Origin of the sequence: Pseudomonas sp. PDM25 (assembly GCF_019219045.1) — a bacterium.
Taxonomy (GTDB): Bacteria; Pseudomonadota; Gammaproteobacteria; order Pseudomonadales; family Pseudomonadaceae; genus Aquipseudomonas.
The window spans coordinates 125,233-148,260 of record NZ_JAHUWL010000005.1 but is presented as its reverse complement, the minus strand read 5'-3'; the positions used below and the strand labels follow the sequence as shown (position 1 = coordinate 148,260).

The window sequence follows — 23,028 nt, the reverse complement described above, 5'->3', positions numbered from 1 at the left end:
AGCCCCTCACGCAATGAAACCCGCAACGCCCCCCCTTCATCCAAAAAAAAGCCCCGAACCAGTCGGGGCTTCTTCTTTCTCAGCCTTGCATCAGGCCTCGATAGCGCAACCGATCATCAGAAAATGTTGATCGGGTAATCCACGAACACACGCACTTCATTACCGCTGGAGTTGTACTCACTCGATTTCTGCGAGACACGCAGGATCGAGCTGCGCAGTTTCACGCTCAGGTCTTTGGCCGGGCCGCTTTGCACGACGTATTTGAACTGGTTGAAGATTTCGCGCTCGGTGCCGCCTTCGCTGGTGGAGGTGGTGATGTTGTCGCCGCGCACGTAGGCGAAGTTGTAGCTCAGGCCTGGAACACCGAAGGTGCTGAAGTCCAGGCCGTAGCCCAGCTGCCAGCTGCGTTCGTCTTCGGCGTTGAAGTCGGACCAGTAGGAGTTCGCCAGGTAGATGGTGTTGCCGCCGTCGCCGACGCGACCTTGATCCTTCTGGTAGCCGCCGTAGGCATAGCCCAGGTTGCTGTCGCCGGTGCTGCGCTGGTGGGCGAGCGTGAATGAGTGCGCGCCGGTGGCGAAGGTGGCGGCCAGGCTCCAGATTTTGTTGTCGTCGCCAGTGGCACCGCTTTCGCGAACGTAGGAATCGTCCAGCTTGGTGCGGTAGCCGTTGAAGTCCAGGGTCAGGGACTGATCCTTGTCGATCGGGAACACGTAGTTGGCGTTCACGTATTGCTTCTTCAACACGTCTTCGACGTCGGAAGCGTACAGCGCAGCCTTGAACTGTTCGGTGAACTGGTAACTGCCGCCCAACACGTTGATCGACTTCAGGCCACCGCTGTCATGGCCTTCAGCACTTTTGCGCGACTCGGCGGTGAAGCGACCGGCGTTCAGCTCCAGGCCTTTGATCTCTTTGGAGGTGATCAGCGTGCCGGTGTAGCTTTCCGGCAGCAGACGCCCGTTGTCATAGCTCAACACCGGCAGCACTGGCATCTGGTCGCCGTAGGTCAGGACAGTGCTGGATACGCGGAATTTTACCGCGCCTCCGGCTTTGGCCAGGTCGCCGGCCGGGTTACCGCTGTCGCCTTCCTTGAAAAAGTCGATGCCTTGGCCGCCGCTGTGGCTACCACGGTCCAGACGCAAGGCGTACAGACCGAAGGCATCAACGCCCACGCCGACGGTACCTTGGGTGAAGCCCGAGGTGTAGGTGCCGATGGCAGCCTGACCCCATTCACGCTGGTCGTCGTTGCCGTCTTTTTTGTCGCGATTGATGTAGGCATTGCGCAGCAGCACTTTGAGGCTGCTGTCTTCAACAAAACCCTTGGATTCGGCCTGGTCGTTAGCCATGACCTGTGTAGCACTCAACATCCCCAGAGCGATCAGGCTGATTCGCTTGTTCAACATTTTGTTCTTTTCCTTATGATCGGTTGATACGCACTGTGTCGAACGGCTGAAACGGCGCTATCGCGCTCTTTTTTCACCCCAAACAAAAAGGCCCGCGCACGAAGAAATCGTGGCGGGCCTTTTTGTTATTTTATGAGTCGTGGCGGTTAGCCACAGGCGTGGGGCGAATCCTAGCCGCGCCCTTAACGATGTGTCAATTTCATGAATCGTCTGTAAATAGGCGAAAAACGTCTAAGAAATCACTGGTCGACGTCAATGGGCGCAGCCGTCGAGGCCACAGGCTTGAAGCGCCGATGATGACCCTTGTGCGGGCAGCGACTGACTCAGCCATGCCGCGAACGCTTGCGGCTTGCCGAGCCACGGGCCGATATCGATCAGGGTAAATTGGCCATTGCGTTCCAGGGCGAAGGTCGGGAAACCCTGACCGCCGACTTCGGCCAGCAACGCTCGACTGTCCTTGATGTGGCGATCGGTTTCAGCTTCCTTGAAAGCAGCCTGGAACGCTTGAGGTTCCAGTCCGATGTCTTTCGCGAGTTCTGACAACACCGCTTCATCGGCAATGCGTCGACCTTCCTCGTAGTGAGCACTCTGCAAACGCCCCAGCAACTCCAGTCCTCGGCCGGTGATCTGCTCGGCTGCCAGCACGGCGGCAATCGGCGGTGCGGAATCGAACACCGCTGTCTCATCGCGCAGCAATCCTTCGAAATACGCCTCGCCGAACGGCTGGCTGGTGTACTCGGCAATGCGACGGTCGTGGGGCATCACGTAGTTGCGCAGTTTTGGCGAAACGGTCTGGCGGTTGGCGCCGGTCATCATGCCGCCGCCATGGGCGATCACGGGCAACACCGCCTGAGCGGCTTGCACCAGCGGTTTTGCGCCATAGCACCAGCCGCACAACGGGTCGTAAATGTAGTGAAGGATCATGGGAAGACTCCGGCAAAAGCGTAGGAAAACGAGATGCCGGCAGATTAGTCCTCCGCCCGTTTCTGAAAAACGCTGGAATGGCTTTCAGTCTGTTTCATGAATCGGTCGAATGGCCTCATGACCCCACTGCAGCCATCTCGACACAATTAGAAATAATCAAACAGCGGAACTTTTCAAGAATAATTAACGCGGGTAAATAACAACCATTACCATTCGCACCCTCGAACTTCTCCACCCTTTCGGATGCGCTTCAGATGCCTGCCCCCTTTCGCCTCACGCCCGTCACCCTTGGGCTTTCTGCATTTCTCTCGGCCGGTTTTGCCTGCGCCGCCGCCACTGTTTTACCCGAGACGTCGATCAGTGCCGAAGTTGAAGCCGATGACCCGCGTGTGAAGGAAACCAGCACCGCAACCCGTACCGCCACGCCAGTGCGCTACGTTCCTCAAGCCATCGACTCGATTAAAACCGCGAACGTCGTGGATTACGGCACCAACGATCTGGGCACCGCGTTGAGCGGCATCCCCAACGTCAGCAGCGGCGCCGACACTCGCTTCGACAGCCTGCGCATCCGCGGTTTCGACGCCAGCAACGACTTCTACCTCGACGGCATCCGTGACGACAGCCAATACGTGCGCGATTTGCACAACATCGAACGCATCGAAGTGCTCAAAGGCCCGGCCGCTGTTTTGTATGGCCGTGGCAGTCAGGGCGGGATCGTCAATCGGGTCAGCAAACTGCCTGAATTCGGTCGCCGCTCGACCCTCGAAGCCCAGGGCGGCAGCGATGATCTGCGCAGCCTCTACGCCGACCTCAGCACCGACCCGAGCGAGAACATCAGCCTGCGCCTGAACATGGGCAACATGGATCAAAACAGCTTCCGCGATGGCGTGAGCGGCAATCGCCAACTGTTCGCTCCGTCGATGAGCTGGCAACTGACGCCGGACCTGAACTGGCTGGTGCAGTACGAATACAGCCGCTACAACCGTACGCCGGATCGCGGTATCCCCGGGGTAAACGGACGCCCGGCGGACGTAGGACGGGATACGACCTACGGCAGCGAGCACGATTTCATCGACGACAAGTCGCAATCCCTACGCTCGAAGCTCAGTTATGAGCTCAGCGACAACTGGCAGCTGCGCCACACCCTCGGCGTATTCAAGCTCAACAGCGATTTCGACAACACCTACCTGACGGGCTACACCCCGGCGACCAACAAGGTCACGCGCCAGCACTGGCAACAGGACCTGACCACCCGCAACGTCTACAACAACGTCGAGCTGGAAGGCGGTTTCGACACGTTCGGCCTTGAACATCGCTTGCTGACCGGTATCGAAATCGGCAGCCAACGGCGCGATCCGACGTTGTACAACGCGGCCACTTCCGGGCCGGGCAGCTCGCTCGTGCCGGCACTGGACCTGTACAACCCCGACCGCAATTTGCGCCATACCGGGCGGATGCAAGTGTCCAGCAGCACCCACACCGAAGTCGAAAGCCGTGCGGTGTATGTGCAGGATCAACTGCGCCTGAACGATCAATGGCAACTGCTGGCGGGTTTGCGTTACGACACCTTCGACATCGAGTCGACCAACAAACTGCGGGACATTTCCGAAGATCGTGACAGCCATAGCACCAGCCCGCGTGCAGGACTGGTGTGGACGCCGCTGCAGAATCATTCCTTCTACGCCTCATGGACCAAGACCTTTTCCCCGGTCGGCGGTGGTTTGATCGGTATCACCCCAGGCGCCGCCGGCAACAGCAACGACCTGAGCCCCGAGCTGACCAAGCAAAAGGAAATCGGCGTGAAGAGCGACTGGCTCGATGATCGCCTGAGCACCACATTGGCGATCTACGAACTGGAACTCTACAACCGCCGTACCAGCGATCCCGACAATCCGACCGTCACCTTAATGACCGGCCTGCAACGTTCCCGCGGGATCGAGCTGACTGGCACCGGCAAAATCGCCGGCAACTGGTACGTGCGCGGTGGCGTGGGTGTGCAGGACGCGACGGTCGTAAAGGACAACAACGGCTTTGAAGGCAAGCGCATCAGCAACGTAGCCAAGCACAACAGCAGCCTGTTCCTGACCTGGAAGCCGGAAATGGGCTGGTACGCTGAAACCGGCCTGACCCTGGTGGGCCAGCGTTACGCCGACAACCTCAACACCACCGTGCTGCCAGGTTATGGCCGTTGGGATGCATTGGCCGGGTTCCGGCAGAAGGATTGGGATCTGCGCGCGGCGCTGAACAACATCAGCGACAAGACCTATTACTCGTCGGCCACCAGTGCGGCGCAGATTCAGCCGGGTGAACCGCGCAGCGTGGTCGTGACCGGGACCTACAGCTTCTAAACACCGCAAAACCCTGTGGGAGTGAGCCTGCTCGCGATAGCGGCCGGGCAGTCAACATCGATGTCGACTGATCCACCGCCATCGCGAGCAGGCTCACTCCCACATTTTGATCTCCAGTGATCACGAAAAAACCTCCGCCCATAAAAAAGCGCCGCCATCCCGGCAGCGCTTTTACCAATCCTTTGTTTTTTCTTCTTATCCTTCCATCACATCCCACAACGCTTCCAGCTCCGCTTCGCTGAATAAACCAGCGGGGTAGCGTTCGATCATCGTCCGGCGCGGATCAGGTTCTCTGATCTGACGCGTTCCATTGGACTTCAACCAGTGCGCCAGGACCTGGAGCGATTCGCTGTTTACTGCCAGGGGATGCAACGCCCGCTCGCTCACCACATTCATTTCGGCGTTCATTTCCGCGCTCTCTCCTGGATTGTGAGCGGCTAACTTATCCAAGGTTTATGACAGAACATCGCAGTTCTCCCCCTCCCTGTTACACCCTGAGCGATACAAGAGCTGTGCCAAAGTTTCGCAACTGTCGACAAGCGGATACAAAAAAGCCCGCAGTCCTGTAGGGCTGCGGGCTTTGTGCTAAACCGTGAGCGAAAACGTTTGCCTGGACTATTTTGCAATCAACTCAAGCTGTTACAACCGCACTCACTCTTTGTGGGGGGCTGGCTGTTGTTGGGTAAGGCAGTGGATGTTACCGCCTCCCAGTAACAGTTCGCGGCCGGGCACCATTACCACTTCATGCTGCGGGAACAGTGCCTGCAAAATCTCTTTTGCCGGGCCATCCAATGGGTCGTCGAAGCTTGGCGCGATGATGCCGCCGTTCACGATCAGAAAGTTCACGTAGGAACCGGCCAGACGCACGGTCGAATTACGTTCCTGAGTCCCGTCCACCGGATCAACCCCCGCGCACTCTTCTTCGGTCGCATACAGCGGCCCCGGAATCGGCATCTTGTGCACCGTGAATGGGCGACCCTTGGCGTCGGTGCTGCTTTCCAGCACTTTCATTGCCGCCTGGCAGCGCGGGTAGTTCGGGTCCTGCGGGTCATCGGTCCAGGCCAGCAACACTTCGCCCGGACGCACGTAGCAGCAGAAGTTATCCACATGGCCGTCGGTTTCGTCGTTGAACAAACCGTCCGGCAGCCAGATGATTTTATCCACAGCCAGATTCGCGCTGAGCACCGCTTCGATCTCTGCACGGTTCATGTGCGGATTGCGATTGCGGTTGAGCAGGCATTCTTCGGTGGTGATCAGTGTGCCTTCGCCATCGACGTGGATCGAACCGCCTTCAAGCACAAAGCCCTCGGTGCGGTAGCGCTGGCTGCGCTCGATCTCGAGGATTTTGCCGCCGACCTGGGAATCGCGATTCCACGGCGAGTACAGCCCCCCGTCGAAACCGCCCCACGCGTTGAAGTCCCAGTTCACACCACGGACTTCGCCGCCGTTATTGATGACAAACGTCGGCCCCGTGTCGCGAACCCAGGCGTCGTCGCTGGACATTTCCACCACACGAATATTCGGCACGTCCAGACGGGCGCGGGCGTTTTCGTATTGGCCGGCGGAAACCGCCACGGTCACCGGTTCGAAACGCGCAATGGCTTTGGCTACCGCGACGTGCGCGGCTTGCGCCGGTTTGCCACCCAGACGCCAGTTGTCCGGGCGCTCGGGCCAGATCATCCAGGTCTGGGTTTGCGGCGCCCATTCGGCGGGCATGTAAAAGCCGTCGGCGCGAGGCGTGCTGTGCAAAGTGGTCATGACAATCAGGACTCCAGGGAACCGTCGAGGGTTTTCAGTGTGCCATACAGGTTCGGGCGACGATCACGGAAAGAGCCCCAGGCGCTGCGGATGTGTTCCAGTTCGTCCAGATCGAAGCTCTGAACCAGTACGCCTTCTTCGGTTTCGTTGAGCTCTTGAACCTTCTCGCCGAACTGGTTGGCGATGAACGACGAGCCGTAGAACGTAATGTCGTAGCCGTCCTGCTCTTCGTTGCCGATGCGGTTGCTGGCGATCAGCGGCATCAGGTTGGCGCCGGCATGGCCTTGTTGCACGCGCTGCCAGTGATCGCGGGACGAAATGCTCTTGTCGTGTGGCTCGCTGCCGATCGCGGTCGGGTAGAACAGAATTTCCGCGCCGAGCAACGCCATGCTGCGGGCGCATTCCGGGAACCACTGGTCCCAGCAGATGCCCACGCCGATTTTCGCGTAACGGGTGTTCCAGACTTTGAAGCCGGTGTCGCCCGGATTGAAGTAGTACTTTTCATGGTAGCCAGGGCCGTCCGGGATATGGCTTTTACGATAAATCCCGAGGTTGCTGCCGTCGGCATCGATGATCGCGATGCTGTTGAAACGCGCGCGGCCCGCCAGTTCGTAGAAGCTGATCGGCAGAACCACTTGCAGCTCCTTGGCGACTTTCTGGAAGTGCTTGATGGCGACGTTGTCTTCAACGGTCGTGGCCAGCTGCAGGTAATCCGGGTTCGGCTTCTGGCAAAAGTACGGAGCCTCGAACAGTTCCTGGATCAGGATGATCTGCGCGCCTTGCGCCGCGGCCTCACGGACCAGCCGCTCAGCGGTCTCGATGTTGGCTTCAAGGTCCCAGGAACAGGCCATCTGGGTGGCGGCGACGGTAACGATACGGCTCATGAATCATCTCCGGGGCAATTGCTTGAGGGTCGAGCGTGGCATCGACCAATGACAGAAATGGGAAGCACCGGGCGTGGTGAGGCCACACCGGGGCAGCGGTGACTTTATAGCCGATAAAAATCGGCTTTTAAAGCTTAAAATAATCCACCTGTCGAAATTAACTCAATTAATCCAGATAATAATCGAACTTTACGCTATCCCTGTGGGAGCGGGCTTGCTCGCGAAAGCGGTGCGTCAGTCAAAGTAGATGTCGACTGACACGGCCCTTTCGCGAGCAAGCCCGCTCCCACAGGGGATGTTTGTTTACAGACCCTCTGCGAGAACTTTCGACAGCATGTCCACAAAGAAATCCACGCTCCGGCGCGAGGTCACCATCGGCGGTTTGATCTTGAGGACGTTCAGGTAATCGCCCGTCGGCTGCATGAAGATCCCCAGCTCGCGCAACCGATCACACAGCGCCGAGGTTTCTTCGGTTGCCGGTTCCAGGGTTTCGCGATTGCGGATCAACTCGACGCCCAGATAGAAGCCGGAACCATGCACCGCGCCCACCAGCGGATGAATATCGATCAGCGCTTCAAGCCGTTCCTTGAAATACCCGCCCACGACCTGAGCGTTTTCCCAGAGTTTTTCTTCCTCCATCACATCCAGCACGGCCATGCCGATCTGGCAACTGACCGGGCTGCCGCCGGCCGACGAGAAGAAGTAACCCTCAGCCTCCAGCGCTTCGGCGATTTCCCGACGGGTGATTACCGCGCCCAACGGCTGGCCATTGCCCATGCCTTTGGCCATGGTGATGATGTCCGGCACCACGCCTTGCTCTTCAAACCCCCAGAAAAAATTGCCCATGCGGCCGTAACCGACCTGCACTTCGTCGGCGATGCAGACACCGCCCTGAGCACGAACCAGCGCATAAACCTGTTGCAAATACCCCGGCGGCAGCGAGATACCGCCGGCATTGCCGTACACCGGTTCGCAGATGAAACCGGCCAGCTGACGCTTCTGCTCGGCAATTTTCGCCAGGTTGTGTTCGACGCTACGCACGTAGTCCGGGGCGCTATCCGGGCCACGGAATTCGCCACGATAGGTGTTCGGCGCGGTGACCGGATGCACCCAGTCCGGACGGCTGCTCAAAGCCTTCGGGTTGTCGGCAATCGAGGTCGAGACCGCGTCCGCGCCCACTGTCCAGCCGTGATAGGCCTCGAGCACGCTGAGCATGTCGCGACCACCGCTGTAGGCCCATGCCAGGCGGATTGCCAAATCATTGGCTTCGCTGCCGCTGTTGACCAGGAACACCCGGTCCATGGAGTCCGGCGACAGTTTCAGCAAACGTTCGGAGAATTCGGCAACCGCCGCGTAGTTAAAACGCGAGTTGGTATTGAGCAGCGACCACTGACGACTGGCGACAGCAGCCATGCGCGGATGACCGTGGCCAAGCACCGCGACGTTGTTGAGCATGTCGAGGTAGGAACGGCCTTGCATGTCGATCAAGTGATTGCGCCAGCCGCGTTCGATGCGCGGCGGGTCGACGTAATAGTGCTTCTGGGTACGGGCGAAACTGGCATCACGGCGCGCCAGCAACGTCTGCGAATCGAGCTCCTCTTCGGCGTCACAGGCCAGTCCCAGCAGCACCGCCGGTGACGGGCACAACGCTTGCCAGGCCGCCGCGCGAGACGGCGTGCAAAACAACGGCGCCGTGAACGAAGCGCCGCGGCACAACTGCACGATCAACGGCCCGTTGACGGAACCCAGCACCTGGCCTTTGACCAGCGCTGCGCCCGTGTGCAGCGACGGCGTCACACCCCACAGGCGCACGCTCAGTTGCGGGCCGTCCAGTTGCAGCACACCCGCCGCCGGCTGATGCACCACACCGGCAAACGGTGACTCGACCGCCGTGCCGTGGGGCACTCGCAATTCGACGTGCAGTGGGCAGGTGTCGGGTTCGCTGGCGCTGTCCGGGCGGGTGCGGGACAAGCGATATTGCCCATAACGACTGGCCGCCAAACCGTGAGCCGCGGCAGCTTCGGTCAACAGACGTTGATCGATCCCCTCCTGTTCCCAGTTGCCGGCTTCAAAATGCGGGCTGAGCACGCCCAAATCGATCAACGCAAACTCACGCCCCACCAGGCTCGGCAGCAGCGGCGCGAAACCTTCGCTGCCGATGCCCGGCAGGTTCTGGCCGACCGCGGTCAGGATCGCGGCTTCCATCAACGCCAACGGCACCGATGTAGCGACGCGGAAAATCTCCCACTCGTGGGTGAGGTTGTCGCGGCTGTATTCGTTGCCCGGATCGATGCTGACCTGCTGTTCGCCGCTGAGCACCAACACCGCCGCACGGGCGACGATCAGCGGCCAGAGCGCCAGTAGCTCTTCATGCGTGAGCGGATTGACCGCGTGATAGGCCTGAACCGCCGGCAAAATGTAGAACGGATCGCCATCAGCATGGTGCAGCAGCGCCGCGCAGGTCACCGACAGATCAGTAATGCGCCAGGTACGAACCAGGTCGCCGAAATCGATCACCCCCTGCAATTGCCACTGACGTTGCGAATCTCGCTGCCACACCACGTTGTCGTCAGTGATGTCCATGTGAATGGCCTGCACCGGCAGCTTATCCACAAGCGGCTGCAAATGACGCTCGGCCTGTTCAGCCGCATCAGCGATCAGCCGGCGTTGCTGGTCGTCAGTGATGACCGGCAGCAAATGCGCGATCAACGCGTTGGCGTGGCGGGCGTCCCATTGAAGCGTGCGCTCGAGGCCCGGATGGTCGAAACCGGCCAGCGTCAGGTCCATTTCACCGCAGAGTCGACCAAAACCGGCCACCACTGAACCGGGCAGATGGTCCAGGTGTGTGAGCGACTGGCCTTCGATGTAATCGAGCAGGCGCACATGCACCGGTTGGCCGCCGACTTCCAGAGAGAGAAGGTCTGCACCGCTTTTTGCGGGAATGACTCGCGGCACATGCACATCGGGGAGTTCACCCAAATGCTTGAGTCCGGCGTGCTGGGCGTGCAGCTCCTGCGCCGAGTAATCACCACGGCAGATTTTCAGGACAAAACGCCCCTGGTCGCTGTCGACCCGATAGTTAAGATCCTGCTGGCTGCCGAGGGCCTGCAACCTTCCACTCAGGCCGTAATGTCCCTTCAGCAGCTCAAGCGCTTGCTCCGCAGACACTTGCGGGCTGGGCAAACTGGCGCGATGAATCAACGTGGCGAGTGGCATACAACGACCCCTGAAATTTTATTAGGCGCTTATATCGCCACTGCTTTGGGTGATACGCAACCCCTTCGCCTGCCAGAACCCCTCCTGAGGCTCGACAAATCAGTGAACGGATCAGGAAAAAAATCACTCCACTCGCGCCCGCCGCCACTTTGCGCAAGAATGTCGCCCATCAATGCCTATTGCTGGAGAAAGCCATGAAAGTAGTCACCACCGACCTGCCCGGTGTTCTGATCATCGAACCCAAGGTATTTGGTGACGAGCGCGGTTTCTTCTATGAAAGCTTCAATGCCAAGGCTTTCAAGGAAGCGACTGGCCTGGAGACGAATTTCGTCCAGGACAACCATTCCCGTTCACAAAAAGGCGTACTGCGCGGCCTGCATTACCAGCTGGAAAACACTCAAGGCAAACTGGTTCGGGTCACCGCCGGTGAAGTACTCGACGTGGCCGTGGACATTCGCCGCAGCTCGCCCCATTTCGGTAAATGGGTGGCTGTGCGTCTGTCCGCCGAGAACCATCGCCAACTCTGGGTCCCGGAGGGTTTCGCCCACGGTTTCGTGGTGCTGAGCGAGTTCGCCGAATTCCTCTACAAAACCACCGACTACTACACCCCGTCCGCCGAGCGCAGCATTCGCTGGGACGACCCGGACCTGGCCATTGATTGGCAACTGGACGAAGCGCCACAACTGTCCGGCAAAGATCAGGCCGCGGCGTTCTTCAAGGATGCTGAAGTCTTTTCCTGAAACACCGTCTGAATCATCACCGCGCAAGCGTGCCTGACCCACGGCGCGCAGACTGCGCCCGCAAGCCTAGGCATAATGCGCCTGTACCCACAGGCGCTCGATGCTCATGACTCCGACCCTCCCCCGCAGACCCCGTTGGCGCAGCCTGGCCCTGCTCGCGCTGTGCCTGGCACCGTTGCTGTGGCCGCTGGAGCATCTGGCCGAGCGTTATTACCGCAGCGAACTGGCCGGGCAGAACCGTCAGACCCTCGACCTTTACGTCGCCAACCTGCTGGGCACCCTGCACCGCTATGAAGTGTTGCCGCAGATCCTCGGCGATCTGCCGGCCCTGCGAGCCGTCCTCGGTGCGCCCGACGATGGCGTCACCCAGGGCAACGCCAATCGCTTGTTAAAAAACATCAGCGCCCAGACCGGCGCCGAAGTCATGTACCTGATGGACACCACGGGCAAGACCCTGGCCGCGTCCAACTGGGACAAACACGACAGTTTCGTCGGGCGTAATTTTTCCTTCCGGCCGTATTTCAGCGAAGCCATGGCCGGGCGGCTTGGGCGCTTTTTCGGTTTGGGCACAACATCGGCCAAGCGCGGCTATTTCTTCGCCGCCGCCGTGCGTAACGGCGAAAAGATCATCGGCGTGCTGGTGGTCAAGGTCGATCTGGACCACACCGAAAGCCTCTGGGGCAAAACCCCGGAACAACTATTGCTGACCGACCATAACGGCGTGGTCATTCTCACGTCGCGGCCCGAGTGGCGATTCCGCTCGACCCGCCCGTTGGGCGAAGAAGAAAGCAAGGCTATTACTGCGATTCAACCTTATCCGACCCGCGATCCCAAACCCTTGCGGCTCAACCCCAACGCCTGGCTGACACAAACCCAGTCCATCGCAGAAACCGGTTGGAACGTCAGCATCCTCGCCCCACGTACTTTGATCGATCGCCCGGTACGCACGGTCGTCGCCATCGGCGGCGCGACGTTGTTGGTGTTGATGTTGCTGCTGGGGCTGATGATGCAGCGCCGCCGTCATTACCTTGATCGAATCGCCTTCGAAGCCAAGGCCCGTCGCGAACTGGAAGGCCGGGTAGCCGAGCGGACCAGCGACCTCGAAGGCCTGAACCGTCGACTGAAACAGGAAGTGCTGGAACGCGAACAGGCCCAGCAAGAGCTGGTTCGCGCTCAGGATGATCTGGTGCAGGCCGGCAAACTGTCGGCCCTTGGCACCATGTCGGCGAGCATCAGCCACGAATTGAATCAACCGCTGGCGGCGATCCGCAGCTACGCAGAAAACGCCGAAGTGCTGCTCGATCATCAGCGCACTGAAGATGCGCGCGGCAACCTCAAGTTGATCAGCGAACTGACCGGGCGCATGGCGTCGATCATCGCCCACCTGCGCGCCTTCGCCCGGCGCGATCGCCACGCCCCGGAAAGCGTCGCCCTGCAACCGGCGCTGGACGATGCGCTGGCGCTGCTGGCCAAGCGTCGACGCAGCATGGAAGTCGAGCTGATCCGCGATTTGCCGGCCGCCACCCTGTGGGTCGAGGCCGGGGAAACCCGTCTGCGTCAGGTGCTCGGCAATCTGCTGGCCAACGCCTTGGACGCCCTGACGGAAAAAGGCCCGCCGCGCAAGCTCTGGTTGAGTGCCCAATCGACTGCCGACGGCGTCAATCTGTACATTCGCGACAATGGCCCCGGGTTCTGCCTGGAGGCACTTGGCCGCGCCAGCGAGCCCTTCTACACCACCAAGACCCGCACTCAGGGGCTTGGGTTAGGGCTGGCGATTTGCGAAACCCTGATGCGCGCCTTCGGGGGTGAACTGTCGTTCTCCAACCACAAGGAAGGTGGCGCCCTGATTACCCTGAAGCTGCGTGCAGGCGCACCGGGTGTGAGCCTGCAACCGTCCGAGGACCGAAGTGCATGACCATCGACAACCGCATCCAGGTCGTGTTGATCGACGACGATCCGCACCTGCGTCAGGCCTTGAGCCAGACTCTGGATCTCGCTGGACTGAAAATCCTGCCACTGGCCGAAGCCAAGGGCCTGGCCGCGCAACTGGAACGCGACTGGCCCGGCGTGGTGGTCAGTGACATCCGCATGCCGGGCATGGACGGTCTCGAACTGCTGACTGAACTGCATGCCCAGGACCCGGAACTGCCGGTGCTGCTGATTACCGGTCACGGCGATGTGCCGCTGGCCGTGCAAGCCATGCGCGCCGGGGCTTATGACTTTCTGGAAAAACCCTTTGCCAGCGACGCCCTGCTCGACAGCGTGCGCCGCGCCCTGGACCTGCGCCGGCTGGTGCTGGACAACCGCAGCCTGCGTCTGGCCCTGAGCGATCGCAATGAGCTGAGCGCCCGACTGGTCGGGCAATCGGCGCCGATGCTGCGCCTGCGCGAGCAGATCGGTGCATTGGCGGCGACCAAGGCCGATGTGCTGATCCTTGGCGAAACCGGCGCTGGTAAAGAAGTTGTCGCACGTGCATTGCACGATCTGTCGAGCCGTCGAAACGGTCCGTTCGTGGCGATCAATGCCGGCGCCCTGGCCGAGTCGGTGGTAGAAAGCGAGCTGTTCGGTCATGAGCCAGGCGCCTTTACCGGCGCGCAAAAGCGCCGCATCGGCAAGTTCGAATTCGCCAATGGCGGCACGTTGTTCCTCGATGAAATCGAAAGCATGAGCCTGGATGTGCAGGTGAAATTGCTGCGTTTGCTGCAAGAGCGGGTCGTCGAGCGCTTGGGCGGTAATCAGCTGATCCCGTTGGACATCCGCATCATCGCTGCGACCAAGGAAGACCTGCGTCAATCCGCCGATCAGGGCCGCTTCCGTGCCGACTTGTATTACCGCCTGAACGTCGCACCGCTGCGTATTCCGCCGCTGCGTGAGCGTGGCGAAGATGCGCTGATGCTGTTCCAGCACTTCGCCGACGAAGCCAGCGCTCGTCACGGTCTGCCACCCCACGAGTTGCAACCGGGACAACGCGCCCTGCTGCTGCGCCACACCTGGCCGGGCAACGTGCGGGAATTGCAGAACGCCGCCGAACGCTTTGCCCTGGGCCTGGAATTGGCCCTGGACAATAGCGCAGCGGATGGCGCTGTCGGCATGACGGTCGAGGTGGTCAGTGGCGGTCTCAGCGAACAAGTGGAAAACTTCGAGAAGAGCTTGATCGCCGCCGAACTGGCGCGTTCTCACAGCTCGGTGCGCAGCCTCGCCGAAGCCCTTGGCATCCCACGCAAGACCTTGCACGACAAACTGCGCAAGCACGGGCTGAACTTCGCCGACAGTGGCAGCAGCCACACCGACGAACCCGATTGAGCTACCGTCCAATCATCATCTTCAAACAAGAGATCCATGCATGAGCCGCGACAGCCGTCATCTGGAATCAGTTCTCCATCGCGACATTCCCCTGACGCGGGACATGGGCCTCAAAGTGCTCGATTGGCACGACCAGCAACTGCGCCTGCACTTGCCGCTGGAGGCCAACGTCAATCATAAAAGCACGATGTTTGGCGGCAGCCTGTATTGCGGCGCGGTGCTGGCCGGTTGGGGCTGGTTGCATTTGCGTTTGCGTGAAGAAGGGGTTGAAGGCGGGCACATCGTGATTCAGGAAGGGCAGATCAGCTACCCGCTGCCGGTGACCATGGACGCGACAGCGATTTGCCATGCGCCAAGTGCGGCGGTGTGGAAGAAGTTTTTAGCGATGTATGGGCGGTATGGACGGGCGCGGTTGACGCTGCATTCGCGGATCGTCAATGCCGACAGTGATGACGATGCGGTGACGTTTACGGGGCAGTACGTGCTCCACCGGTGATCGTCGGTGATCGTTCCCACGCTCTGCGTGGTAATGCAGCCCGTGACGCGGAGCGTCACGGGCTGCATTACCACGCAGAGCGTGGGAACGCTCTTAACGGCGGGCGAGTTCCAACAGTCTTTCGCGCCACGCAGCCTTCGCCGGCAGCGCCAGGAAAAACGCATTCAACAACGATTCCCGCGCCGGATAACTGAACGGCGCACCGCTCAAATCCAGCACTTCACCACCCGCCCCTTCCAGCACACCTTGCGCCGCCGCCGTGTCCCACTGCGAAGTCGGCGCCAACCGCGGATAACAATCCGCCGCCCCTTCCGCCAACAAACAGAACTTCAACGAACTGCCGATGTTAGCCAATTGCAGCTCACCCAGACTGTCGCTCAACCCGGCCAGCAGGCGCTCCTGCTCAGGACTGGAATGCCGACGGCTGGCAACCACGGTAAACGCTTCACCCTCAGCAGGAACCTCGCGAACCTGAATCGGCGAAGGCTGCGCGTCTTTATCGCCACGCCACGCGCCCAGACCCGCACCACCGACATAGAAGCGCCCGTTGGTCGGCATCGACACCACGCCAAACACCACACGCCCCTGCTCGATCAGCGCGATGTTGACGGTAAATTCCTCGCTACCGGAGATGAACTCCTTGGTCCCGTCCAGCGGGTCCACCAGCCACCAACGCTGCCACCCGGCGCGCACGCTCTGGGGAATGTCGGCGTCTTCTTCCGACAGCACCGGGATGCTCGGGTCCAGCGCCGTCAGCCCGGCCAGAATCACATGGTGAGCGGCCATGTCGGCGGCCGTCACCGGAGAATCATCGGATTTTGCAGTCACGGCGACGTTGGCACGCCAGAACGGCAAAATCGCTTCACCGGCTTTCAGCGCCAGTTCAACAACAGGCGCCATCAACGGATGGGGGAAAATCATGGCTGGAACGCTCCACGCTGAGTCAGCAGATCACGGGCCAGATACAGTGCTGCCAATGCCCGGCCCTCGGTGAATCGCGGGTTCTGGGCCAAGGCCGACAACTCACGCAGGTTGATTTTGTCCACGCCCATTGGCTCGGGCTCATCGCCTTCAAGGCTTTCTTCGTATAGATCAGTGGCCAACACCACCTGGATCTTCTGGCTCATGTAACCGGGCGAAAGCGACAACTCAGTCAAATGCTCCAGTTGCCGCGCGCCGTACCCGGCCTCTTCCTTGAGCTCCCGCTCGGCCGCCGCCAGCACGTCCTCGCCCGGCTCGATCAAGCCTTTGGGCAAGGACAGCTCGTATTCATCGGTGCCGCCGCAATACTCTTCAACCAGCACCGCGTGGTCCGCATCCAGCATCGCCACGATCATCACCGCGCCATAACCGGCGCCCTTGCCCACCAGTCGCTCATACGTGCGCTCCACGCCATTGGAAAAGCGCAACTTCAGCTCTTCGACGCAGAACAAACGGCTGGTGGCGACGATCTCGCGGGCGAGGACGGTGGGTTTCTGGCGCATGAGCGGCTCCTTGGCGATAGCGCGTTACTATACCCGGCCTATCCTGATTGTTTACGTCGGATATCTTTTTTACCGCTGGAGAAGTTTTTATGTCCCTGCTGCCCTGGCGCGACATCGACACCGTTCTGCTGGATATGGACGGCACGCTGCTGGACCTGCATTACGACAACCATTTCTGGATGGAGCACCTGCCCCAGCGTTACGCCGAATTGCACGGGGTGAGCCGGGCGATGGCTGAGATGGAATTGCAGCCGTTGTTCGAACGCAACGCCGGCCAGTTGCAGTGGTATTGCCTGGATTTCTGGAGCGCCGAGCTCAAGTTGCCGGTGCGCGAACTGAAACTGGAAACCGCGCACCTGATCGCCTTGCGTCCGGACGCGGACACCTTTCTGGCCGCCATCAAACAGGCCGGCAAGCGCGTGGTGCTGATCACCAATGCGCATCGCGATTCGCTGTCATTAAAACTGGAAAGAATCGAGCTGGCGCCGTACTTCGAGCGGTTGATCAGCTCGCATGATTACGGTTTTGCCAAGGAAAACCCGCAATTCTGGGACGCCTTGCAAGCGGACATCGGTTTTGATCCGGCGCGCAGTCTGTTTATCGACGATACGTTGCCTATCCTGCGTAGCGCGCGGAATTTTGGGGTGGCGCATCTGTTGGCCGTGAGTGAGCCGGACAGCCGTAAAGGGCCGAAGGACACGGCCGAGTTTGCGGCGGTTGGGGATTATCGGGAGTTGATTGCAGGGCTTTAGACCGAGTCGCCTGCTTCGCGAGCAAGCCCGCTCCCACAGGATCTGTGTCGTTCGCATCCATCGTGGACGACACAGATCCTGTGGGAGCGGGCTTGCTCGCGAAGGGCATCACACGGCCTCGAGACTTACTCAGGAATCCGCAACGACTGCCCCGGATAGATCTTGTCCGGGTGAGTCAACATCGGCTTGTTGGCCTCGAAGATTTTGTTGTACTTGTTGGCGTCGCCGTACTCAGCCTTGGCAATCGCGCTGAGGGTGTCGCCCTTTTTAACGGTGACGAACCGCGCCGCCTGAGCAACCGGGCCCGTCACGGTGATCTGGTCATCCACACTACCGACACCGGCAATATTGCCCACCGCCAGCAGGATTTTTTCCTTCTCTTCCTGACTGCCGACTTCGCCGGTCACGGTGACTTTGTCGCCATCCACCGTCGCCTGTACATTCGGGTTACCCAGGCCGACCTTACTGATGTGTTCTTTCAACTGCTCGCTGGCATTGGCGTTGCCTGGCGTCAGCAAATCGATAAGTTTTTCGCCTGCTTCTTTCACGAAGCTAAAAATACTCATGGTGCGCTCTCCTTGGGTTTTGGGTTCCAGACGCAAAAGCCTAGACCAAGGCTGTTACCTGCGGTTCCAACCCGACCAATGACGCCGCTTCCCCCCAAGCGCTAGAATCCGAGCCTTCCCGCGCCCTGGAGCGAAGATGGACATCAAGCAACTTAAATTCCTCATCGCCCTCGATGAAACCCGACATTTCGGCCAGGCCGCTGCGCGTTGTCACATCACCCAGCCGACCCTGTCCATGCGCCTGCGCAGCCTCGAAGAAGAACTCGAGTTGCCGCTGGTCAATCGCGGTCAGCGCTTCGAGGGTTTCACCGCACCGGGTGAACGGGTGCTGGCATGGGCGCGCACCGTGTTGGCGGCCTACGACGGCTTGCAGGCCGAGGCGGCGGCCTGTCGCGGCAATCTGGTCGGTACGTTGCGTCTGGGCGTGGTGCCGCTGTCGAGCTTCGATCCGTTGCCGCTGATGCAACGCCTGCACGCCGAACACCCGAACCTGCGCTTCGAACTCTCGGCCCTGAGTTCCGAGCAGATCCTCGAACAACTGGCGAACAATCGCCTGGATCTGGGCGTGTCGTACCTGGAGCGACTGGACGGCGAACGCTTCGATTCCCTGGCATTCAGCGAAACCCGCATGGGCCTGCTCTATGATCAGCGCTTCTTCAGTTTCGGCGAGGCGCCGCTGAGTTGGGAATCGCTGATCGAACTGCCGCTGGGCATGCTCAGCAGCGGCATGCATTTTCGGCAATCCATCGACCACAACTTCCACAGTCGCGGCCTCACCCCGCAGCCGTTGCTGCAAACCGATGCCGTCCACCAATTGTTACAAGCGGTGCACGGTGGATTCTGCTGCGCCGTGATGCCGCTGGACGGTGGCCTGGAAAAACTCACCGATCATTTGCGCCTGCACCCCATCGAAAATGCTCAAACCCTCGCCCGGCTGGGGCTGATCATGCGTCGCAGCGCCCCGCGTTCGGCGCTCGCGGAAGCCTGTTTCGCGATATTTCAGCAATCGCTGCCGAGTTCTTGATCGACGCCATCTATCGGCAGATCAGTATTTGCGATTAGACGCGACAAGTTGACACGCCTAGGCTTAAAGCAGCCTAACCCTTCGGTGATACCTCATGAACGCCAAGCGCCCTGCCTGCGCGGCGCCAGCCCTCGAAACGCCAGCGCCCGCCGCAAGCCAGACATACAGTTACTGCGACCTTCAAGACACCGAATCGGCCAGCACCGCGCTGGCCGAAGAAGTCGCGTTGGCGATCGCTTATAACGGCATCAGTCAGGCGGTCATGTTGGTGACGCCGACGGACCTTGAAGACTTCATCGTCGGCTTCAGCCTCGGCAGCGGCATCATCGAAGACGCTTGCGACATTTATGACCTGCAACTCAGCGGCTCGGGTTCAGCGCAATACGCGCAAGTGACCATCGCCAACCGCGCTTTCTGGAACCTCAAGCAACAGCGTCGGCAAATGGCTGGCACCAGCGGTTGCGGGCTCTGCGGCGTGGAAGCGGTGGAGCAGGCATTGCCAGACCTCAAGGTGTTGCCCGGCGCACCCTTGCCGCCCGCCGAATGGCTGGATGGCTTGCGTCAGCGCATCGGCGCGTTCCAGCCTCTTGGCCAGTACTCCGGCGCGGTGCACGCCGCCGTGTTCATGAACAGTCAGGGCCAATTGCTGCTGGGTCGCGAAGACATCGGCCGACACAATGCCCTCGATAAACTGATTGGCGGACTGATCCGTCAGAAGATCCCGACCACCGGCGGGCTGGTGATTGTCACCAGCCGTTGCAGTCTCGAACTGATCCAGAAAGTGTTGCGCGCAGGTATCCAGACCCTGGTCAGCCTGTCGTCGCCCACGGGCCTTGCCGTGCAATGGGCCCGTCGCCACAACCTCAATCTCATCCACCTGCCGCAGAAAAGTGCGCCGCGGGTCTACAGCCCCGCGACGGAGAACCCAGCGTGAGTCAACATCAACAAGCCGACCAGAAACCCGTTCCGCGTTATAAGCCCTACAAAGGTCCAGCCGGTGGCTGGGGCGCGTTGGCCAGCGTTGCCCGGGCCTGGTTGACCAGCGACAACGCGTTGAAAAACCTGCGCATGATGCTCAAAACCAACAAAAACGGCGGGTTCGACTGCCCCGGTTGTGCCTGGGGCGATTCCAATGAAGCCGGCATGGTGGCGTTCTGCGAGAACGGCGCCAAAGCAGTGAACTGGGAAGCGACCAAACGCCGTGTCGACGGTGCGTTCTTTGCCAAACACAGCGTCAGTTCGTTGCTGGATCAAAGCGACTACTGGCTGGAATATCAGGGCCGTCTGACCGAGCCATTAAGCTATGACGCCGAAACCGATCGCTACAAGCCGATCAGCTGGGACGCTGCGTTCTCCTTGATCGCCAAACATTTGCAGGGCCTGTCGAGCCCGAATCAGGCCGAGTTCTACACCTCGGGCCGCGCCAGCAACGAAGCGGCGTACCTGTATCAATTGTTCGTGCGTGCCTACGGCACCAATAACTTCCCCGATTGCTCGAACATGTGCCACGAGGCCAGCGGTGTGGCCATGGCGCAAAGTGTCGGCGTCGGCAAAGGCACCGTCACCTTCGACGACTTCGAACACGCCGACGCGATTTTTGTCTGGGGTCAGAACCCTGGCACCAACCATCCGCGGATGCTCGAACCGTTGCGCGAAGCGGTGAAACGCGGCGCTCAGGTGGTGTGCATCAACCCTTTGAAGGAGCGTGGCCTGGAACGCTTCCAGCACCCGCAACACGCGATCGAAATGCTCACCAACAGCGACAAACCGACCAACACCGCGTACTTCCGTCCGGCATTGGGCGGCGACATGGCGATCATGCGCGGCATGGCCAAGTTCCTGCTGCAGTGGGAGCGTGACGCACAGAAGGAGGGTGAGCTTGCCGTATTCGACCACGACTTCCTCAATGAACACAGTGTCAACGTGCTGGAATACCTGGGCATCGTCGACGACACCTCGTGGGAGCAGATCGTCGAACAATCCGGACTGACGCTGGTTGAAATCGAGCAAGCGGCGCGGATGTACGCCAATGGCAAGAACGTGATCATGTGCTGGGCAATGGGTATTACCCAGCATCGCCATTCGGTGGCGACCATCCAGGAAATCGCCAACCTGATGTTGCTGCGCGGCAACATCGGCCGTCCCGGCGCCGGTCTGTGCCCGGTGCGCGGCCACAGTAACGTGCAGGGCGACCGGACCATGGGCATCAACGAGCGTCCGCCGGTGGCGTTCCTCGATTCCCTGGAGCGTCGCTTCAAGTTCAAGGTGCCGCGTGAAAACGGTCACAACGTGGTCGAGGCGATCCATGCCATGGCCGATGGCCGCGCGAAAGTCTTTATCGGTCTGGGCGGCAACTTCGCCCAAGCCACCCCAGACAGCTCACGGACGTTCCAGGCCCTGAGCAACTGCGACCTGACCGTGCAAATCAGTACCAAGCTCAACCGCAGCCATCTGGCCCACGGTAAAGAGGCGCTGATCCTGCCGTGCCTGGGCCGCACCGATATCGACATCCAGACCGAAGGCCCGCAAGCGGTGACCGTCGAAGACTCGTTCAGCATGGTTCACGCCTCCAACGGCCAGTTGCAGCCGCTGTCGAAGCAGATGCGCTCGGAGCCCGCGATCATCGCCGGCATCGCCGCCGCGACCTTGGGCAGCGAACCGGTGGACTGGAACTGGCTGGTAGCCGATTACCGGCGCATCCGCGACCTGATCGCCGACACCATTGTGGGTTTCAAGGACTTCAACGAGAAGATCCAGAACCCGGGCGGGTTCTACCTCGGCAGCAGCGCCGGTGCTCGCCGCTGGAATACCGCGTCGGGGCGCGCCAATTTCCGTCCGAACGTCCTGCCCAAAGATCTGGTGCACGAACGCACGCGCGCCACCGGCGTATTGCCGGACCTGATTATGCAGTCGATGCGCTCTCACGATCAGTACAACACCACGATTTATGGGCTTGATGACCGCTATCGCGGCGTGAAAGGTCAGCGTGATGTGTTGTTCGTCAACGAAGCCGACATCATTCGCCTGGGGTTCAAGCCGGGGCAGAAGGCTGACATCGTTTCGATCTGGGATGACGGCCGTGAGCGTCGGGTGAAGGGCTTTACGCTGCTGGCGTTTGATATCCCTGCCGGGCAAGCGGCGGCTTATTACCCGGAAGTGAATCCGCTGGTACCGCTGGAGAGCATCGGGGATGGCAGCCATACGCCGACATCGAAGTTTGTGGCGATCCGGTTGGAAGCGGCGAGTGAAACCGGACTCATCATGGCCAAGTCGGCCTGACGCAGCGTCTGATCTACCGCAATCGCGAGCAGGCTCGCTCCCACATTTGATCTGTGTCGTACACAAATCCACTGTGGGAGCGAGCCTGCTCGCGATTGCGGTGGAACATTCAACGAATCTTGCGGATCAGTCACTTTCCAAACGCCCACAAAAAAGGCCGTTTTGCATGAAAACGGCCTATCCGAAGTAGCTAAAGACCGGCGAAAAACACTTAAGTTCCAGCTAAAAAACAGTAACTTATAGAAATGTGCTCAAGTCGTGTTACTCGTCGGATTTCGATTGTCAGGACCATGACACGGCCTCAGGATCGCGCCGTCATCCCCTTGAGGTTCCTCTATGAAGTTCTCCTCGATTCTCTTGTTGTCCCTTGGCCTGGTCAGTGGCTTCGCTTCTGCTGGCGGCACCACCGAAGCAGGTGTGGGCGGCGCATTGGGCGGGGTTCTGGGCTCAGTCGTCGGTCAATCATTAGGCGGCAGTACAGGTTCCACCATTGGCGCGGCCCTGGGCGGCGCGGGTGGTAGCGCAGTTGGCGCAGACAAACACAGTCGTGGCGAAGCCGCCATTGGTGGTGCGTTGGGCGCAGCAGGCGGTAACGTGGTCGGCCGCAGCATGGGCGGCACCACCGGCAGCCTGATCGGCTCCGCAGCAGGCGGCGGCGTCGGTGGCGCGCTGGGTAATCACATGGGCAACAGTAGCAATGACGATGATGATGATCGTCGTTCTTATCGTGGCGACCGTGGTGATCGTGGCTACTACCGTGACGACCATCCGGGGCGCGGTCATGCCTATGGCCACCGCAAGCATCACCATCGCTATCGCGACTGAGGCTTGAATCGCCTCGTTTACCGGTAGAT

Annotated in this window: 19 protein-coding genes; 10 read left to right on the top strand and 9 right to left on the bottom strand. The window is 60.3% G+C overall.

The window, feature by feature from the left end:
• Positions 1 to 116 precede the first annotated feature (116 nt).
• Positions 117 to 1,400 carry an OprD family porin gene (locus tag KW848_RS11030; protein WP_008149359.1) on the bottom strand — a complete coding sequence of 428 codons (1,284 nt, stop codon included), beginning with the start codon at positions 1,398 to 1,400 and terminating at the stop codon, positions 117 to 119.
• A gap of 252 nt (positions 1,401 to 1,652) precedes the next feature.
• The gene (locus KW848_RS11025; protein WP_218536829.1) at positions 1,653 to 2,324 is read right to left on the bottom strand and encodes a DsbA family protein; all 672 of its coding nucleotides are present in this window, start codon (positions 2,322 to 2,324) and stop codon (positions 1,653 to 1,655) included.
• Between the two features lie 254 nt (positions 2,325 to 2,578).
• Between KW848_RS11025 and KW848_RS11020 the strand changes: the two genes are divergently transcribed.
• On the top strand, positions 2,579 to 4,672 hold the full coding sequence (locus KW848_RS11020; RefSeq protein WP_218536828.1) for a TonB-dependent siderophore receptor: 2,094 nt from the start codon (positions 2,579 to 2,581) through the stop codon (positions 4,670 to 4,672).
• 195 nt (positions 4,673 to 4,867) lie between these two features.
• Here the strand turns inward: KW848_RS11020 and KW848_RS11015 are convergent, their stop codons facing one another.
• From KW848_RS11015 to KW848_RS11000, 4 genes are all read right to left on the bottom strand, one after another.
• Entirely contained in the window at positions 4,868 to 5,080 is a 213-nt protein-coding gene (locus KW848_RS11015) for a hypothetical protein (RefSeq protein WP_046052216.1), read from the bottom strand.
• A 243-nt stretch (positions 5,081 to 5,323) separates the two neighbouring features.
• Complete coding sequence (gene aguA / locus KW848_RS11010; RefSeq protein WP_218536827.1) at positions 5,324 to 6,430, bottom strand: agmatine deiminase; 1,107 nt, start codon at positions 6,428 to 6,430, stop codon at positions 5,324 to 5,326.
• Between the two features lie 5 nt (positions 6,431 to 6,435).
• A complete protein-coding gene (aguB, locus tag KW848_RS11005; RefSeq protein WP_218536826.1) occupies positions 6,436 to 7,314 on the bottom strand; it encodes an N-carbamoylputrescine amidase in 879 nt (292 codons plus the stop codon).
• A gap of 303 nt (positions 7,315 to 7,617) precedes the next feature.
• A complete protein-coding gene (locus tag KW848_RS11000) occupies positions 7,618 to 10,530 on the bottom strand; it encodes an aminotransferase (protein ID WP_218536825.1) in 2,913 nt (970 codons plus the stop codon).
• A 194-nt stretch (positions 10,531 to 10,724) separates the two neighbouring features.
• Here KW848_RS11000 and rfbC point away from each other — a divergent pair, with 194 nt between their 5' ends.
• From rfbC to KW848_RS10980, 4 genes are all read left to right on the top strand, one after another.
• Positions 10,725 to 11,270 (top strand): dTDP-4-dehydrorhamnose 3,5-epimerase, encoded by a 546-nt coding sequence (gene rfbC / locus KW848_RS10995; RefSeq protein WP_218536824.1) that lies wholly within the window; start codon positions 10,725 to 10,727, stop codon positions 11,268 to 11,270.
• 106 nt (positions 11,271 to 11,376) lie between these two features.
• Entirely contained in the window at positions 11,377 to 13,185 is a 1,809-nt protein-coding gene (locus KW848_RS10990) for an ATP-binding protein (RefSeq protein ID WP_111449455.1), read from the top strand.
• A complete protein-coding gene (locus KW848_RS10985; protein WP_218536823.1) occupies positions 13,182 to 14,573 on the top strand; it encodes a sigma-54 dependent transcriptional regulator in 1,392 nt (463 codons plus the stop codon). The genes KW848_RS10990 and KW848_RS10985 overlap by 4 nt, the downstream gene beginning before the upstream one ends.
• A gap of 40 nt (positions 14,574 to 14,613) precedes the next feature.
• Positions 14,614 to 15,069: a YiiD C-terminal domain-containing protein gene (locus KW848_RS10980; protein WP_111449457.1), complete on the top strand. Its 456-nt coding sequence runs from the start codon at positions 14,614 to 14,616 to the stop codon at positions 15,067 to 15,069.
• Between the two features lie 93 nt (positions 15,070 to 15,162).
• Here KW848_RS10980 and cysQ read toward each other — a convergent pair whose 3' ends face one another.
• Both cysQ and nudE read right to left on the bottom strand, forming a co-directional pair.
• Entirely contained in the window at positions 15,163 to 15,990 is an 828-nt protein-coding gene (cysQ, locus tag KW848_RS10975) for a 3'(2'),5'-bisphosphate nucleotidase CysQ (RefSeq protein WP_218536822.1), read from the bottom strand.
• Positions 15,987 to 16,553, bottom strand: coding sequence for an ADP compounds hydrolase NudE (gene nudE, locus KW848_RS10970; RefSeq protein WP_218536821.1), 567 nt, complete (start codon positions 16,551 to 16,553; stop codon positions 15,987 to 15,989). Before nudE ends, cysQ begins: the two co-directional genes overlap by 4 nt.
• An 89-nt stretch (positions 16,554 to 16,642) precedes the next feature.
• On the opposite strand from nudE, the gene yrfG reads away from it, so the two are divergent.
• Complete coding sequence (gene yrfG, locus KW848_RS10965; protein ID WP_076029028.1) at positions 16,643 to 17,305, top strand: GMP/IMP nucleotidase; 663 nt, start codon at positions 16,643 to 16,645, stop codon at positions 17,303 to 17,305.
• A 125-nt stretch (positions 17,306 to 17,430) separates the two neighbouring features.
• On the opposite strand, the gene lysM is transcribed toward yrfG, so the two are convergent.
• On the bottom strand, positions 17,431 to 17,871 hold the full coding sequence (lysM, locus tag KW848_RS10960; RefSeq protein WP_111449461.1) for a peptidoglycan-binding protein LysM: 441 nt from the start codon (positions 17,869 to 17,871) through the stop codon (positions 17,431 to 17,433).
• Between the two features lie 136 nt (positions 17,872 to 18,007).
• Between lysM and KW848_RS10955 the strand changes: the two genes are divergently transcribed.
• The 4 genes from KW848_RS10955 to KW848_RS10940 all read left to right on the top strand — a co-directional run bounded on the left by KW848_RS10955 (position 18,008) and on the right by KW848_RS10940 (position 22,999).
• Positions 18,008 to 18,895, top strand: a complete 888-nt coding sequence (locus tag KW848_RS10955; RefSeq protein ID WP_111449462.1) for a LysR family transcriptional regulator — start codon at positions 18,008 to 18,010, stop codon at positions 18,893 to 18,895.
• Between the two features lie 94 nt (positions 18,896 to 18,989).
• The gene (gene fdhD / locus KW848_RS10950) at positions 18,990 to 19,829 is read left to right on the top strand and encodes a formate dehydrogenase accessory sulfurtransferase FdhD (RefSeq protein ID WP_192409824.1); all 840 of its coding nucleotides are present in this window, start codon (positions 18,990 to 18,992) and stop codon (positions 19,827 to 19,829) included.
• Positions 19,826 to 22,174, top strand: coding sequence for an FdhF/YdeP family oxidoreductase (locus KW848_RS10945; protein WP_218536820.1), 2,349 nt, complete (start codon positions 19,826 to 19,828; stop codon positions 22,172 to 22,174). Before fdhD ends, KW848_RS10945 begins: the two co-directional genes overlap by 4 nt.
• 336 nt (positions 22,175 to 22,510) lie before the next feature.
• On the top strand, positions 22,511 to 22,999 hold the full coding sequence (locus KW848_RS10940) for a glycine zipper domain-containing protein (RefSeq protein WP_111449465.1): 489 nt from the start codon (positions 22,511 to 22,513) through the stop codon (positions 22,997 to 22,999).
• Positions 23,000 to 23,028: the final 29 nt, after the last annotated feature.

Coding starts and splice junctions, on each gene's coding strand:
- KW848_RS11020 (WP_218536828.1), top strand. CDS start 2,579: ATGCCTGCCCCCTTTCGCCTCACGCCCGTCACCCTTGGGCTTTCTGCA.
- cysQ (WP_218536822.1), bottom strand. CDS start 15,990: ATGATTTTCCCCCATCCGTTGATGGCGCCTGTTGTTGAACTGGCGCTG.
- KW848_RS10980 (WP_111449457.1), top strand. CDS start 14,614: ATGAGCCGCGACAGCCGTCATCTGGAATCAGTTCTCCATCGCGACATT.
- KW848_RS10955 (WP_111449462.1), top strand. CDS start 18,008: ATGGACATCAAGCAACTTAAATTCCTCATCGCCCTCGATGAAACCCGA.
- fdhD (WP_192409824.1), top strand. CDS start 18,990: ATGAACGCCAAGCGCCCTGCCTGCGCGGCGCCAGCCCTCGAAACGCCA.
- KW848_RS10940 (WP_111449465.1), top strand. CDS start 22,511: ATGAAGTTCTCCTCGATTCTCTTGTTGTCCCTTGGCCTGGTCAGTGGC.
- KW848_RS11000 (WP_218536825.1), bottom strand. CDS start 10,530: ATGCCACTCGCCACGTTGATTCATCGCGCCAGTTTGCCCAGCCCGCAA.
- aguA (WP_218536827.1), bottom strand. CDS start 6,430: ATGACCACTTTGCACAGCACGCCTCGCGCCGACGGCTTTTACATGCCC.
- KW848_RS11030 (WP_008149359.1), bottom strand. CDS start 1,400: ATGTTGAACAAGCGAATCAGCCTGATCGCTCTGGGGATGTTGAGTGCT.
- KW848_RS10990 (WP_111449455.1), top strand. CDS start 11,377: ATGACTCCGACCCTCCCCCGCAGACCCCGTTGGCGCAGCCTGGCCCTG.
- KW848_RS11015 (WP_046052216.1), bottom strand. CDS start 5,080: ATGAACGCCGAAATGAATGTGGTGAGCGAGCGGGCGTTGCATCCCCTG.
- rfbC (WP_218536824.1), top strand. CDS start 10,725: ATGAAAGTAGTCACCACCGACCTGCCCGGTGTTCTGATCATCGAACCC.
- KW848_RS11025 (WP_218536829.1), bottom strand. CDS start 2,324: ATGATCCTTCACTACATTTACGACCCGTTGTGCGGCTGGTGCTATGGC.
- lysM (WP_111449461.1), bottom strand. CDS start 17,871: ATGAGTATTTTTAGCTTCGTGAAAGAAGCAGGCGAAAAACTTATCGAT.
- nudE (WP_218536821.1), bottom strand. CDS start 16,553: ATGCGCCAGAAACCCACCGTCCTCGCCCGCGAGATCGTCGCCACCAGC.
- aguB (WP_218536826.1), bottom strand. CDS start 7,314: ATGAGCCGTATCGTTACCGTCGCCGCCACCCAGATGGCCTGTTCCTGG.
- KW848_RS10985 (WP_218536823.1), top strand. CDS start 13,182: ATGACCATCGACAACCGCATCCAGGTCGTGTTGATCGACGACGATCCG.
- yrfG (WP_076029028.1), top strand. CDS start 16,643: ATGTCCCTGCTGCCCTGGCGCGACATCGACACCGTTCTGCTGGATATG.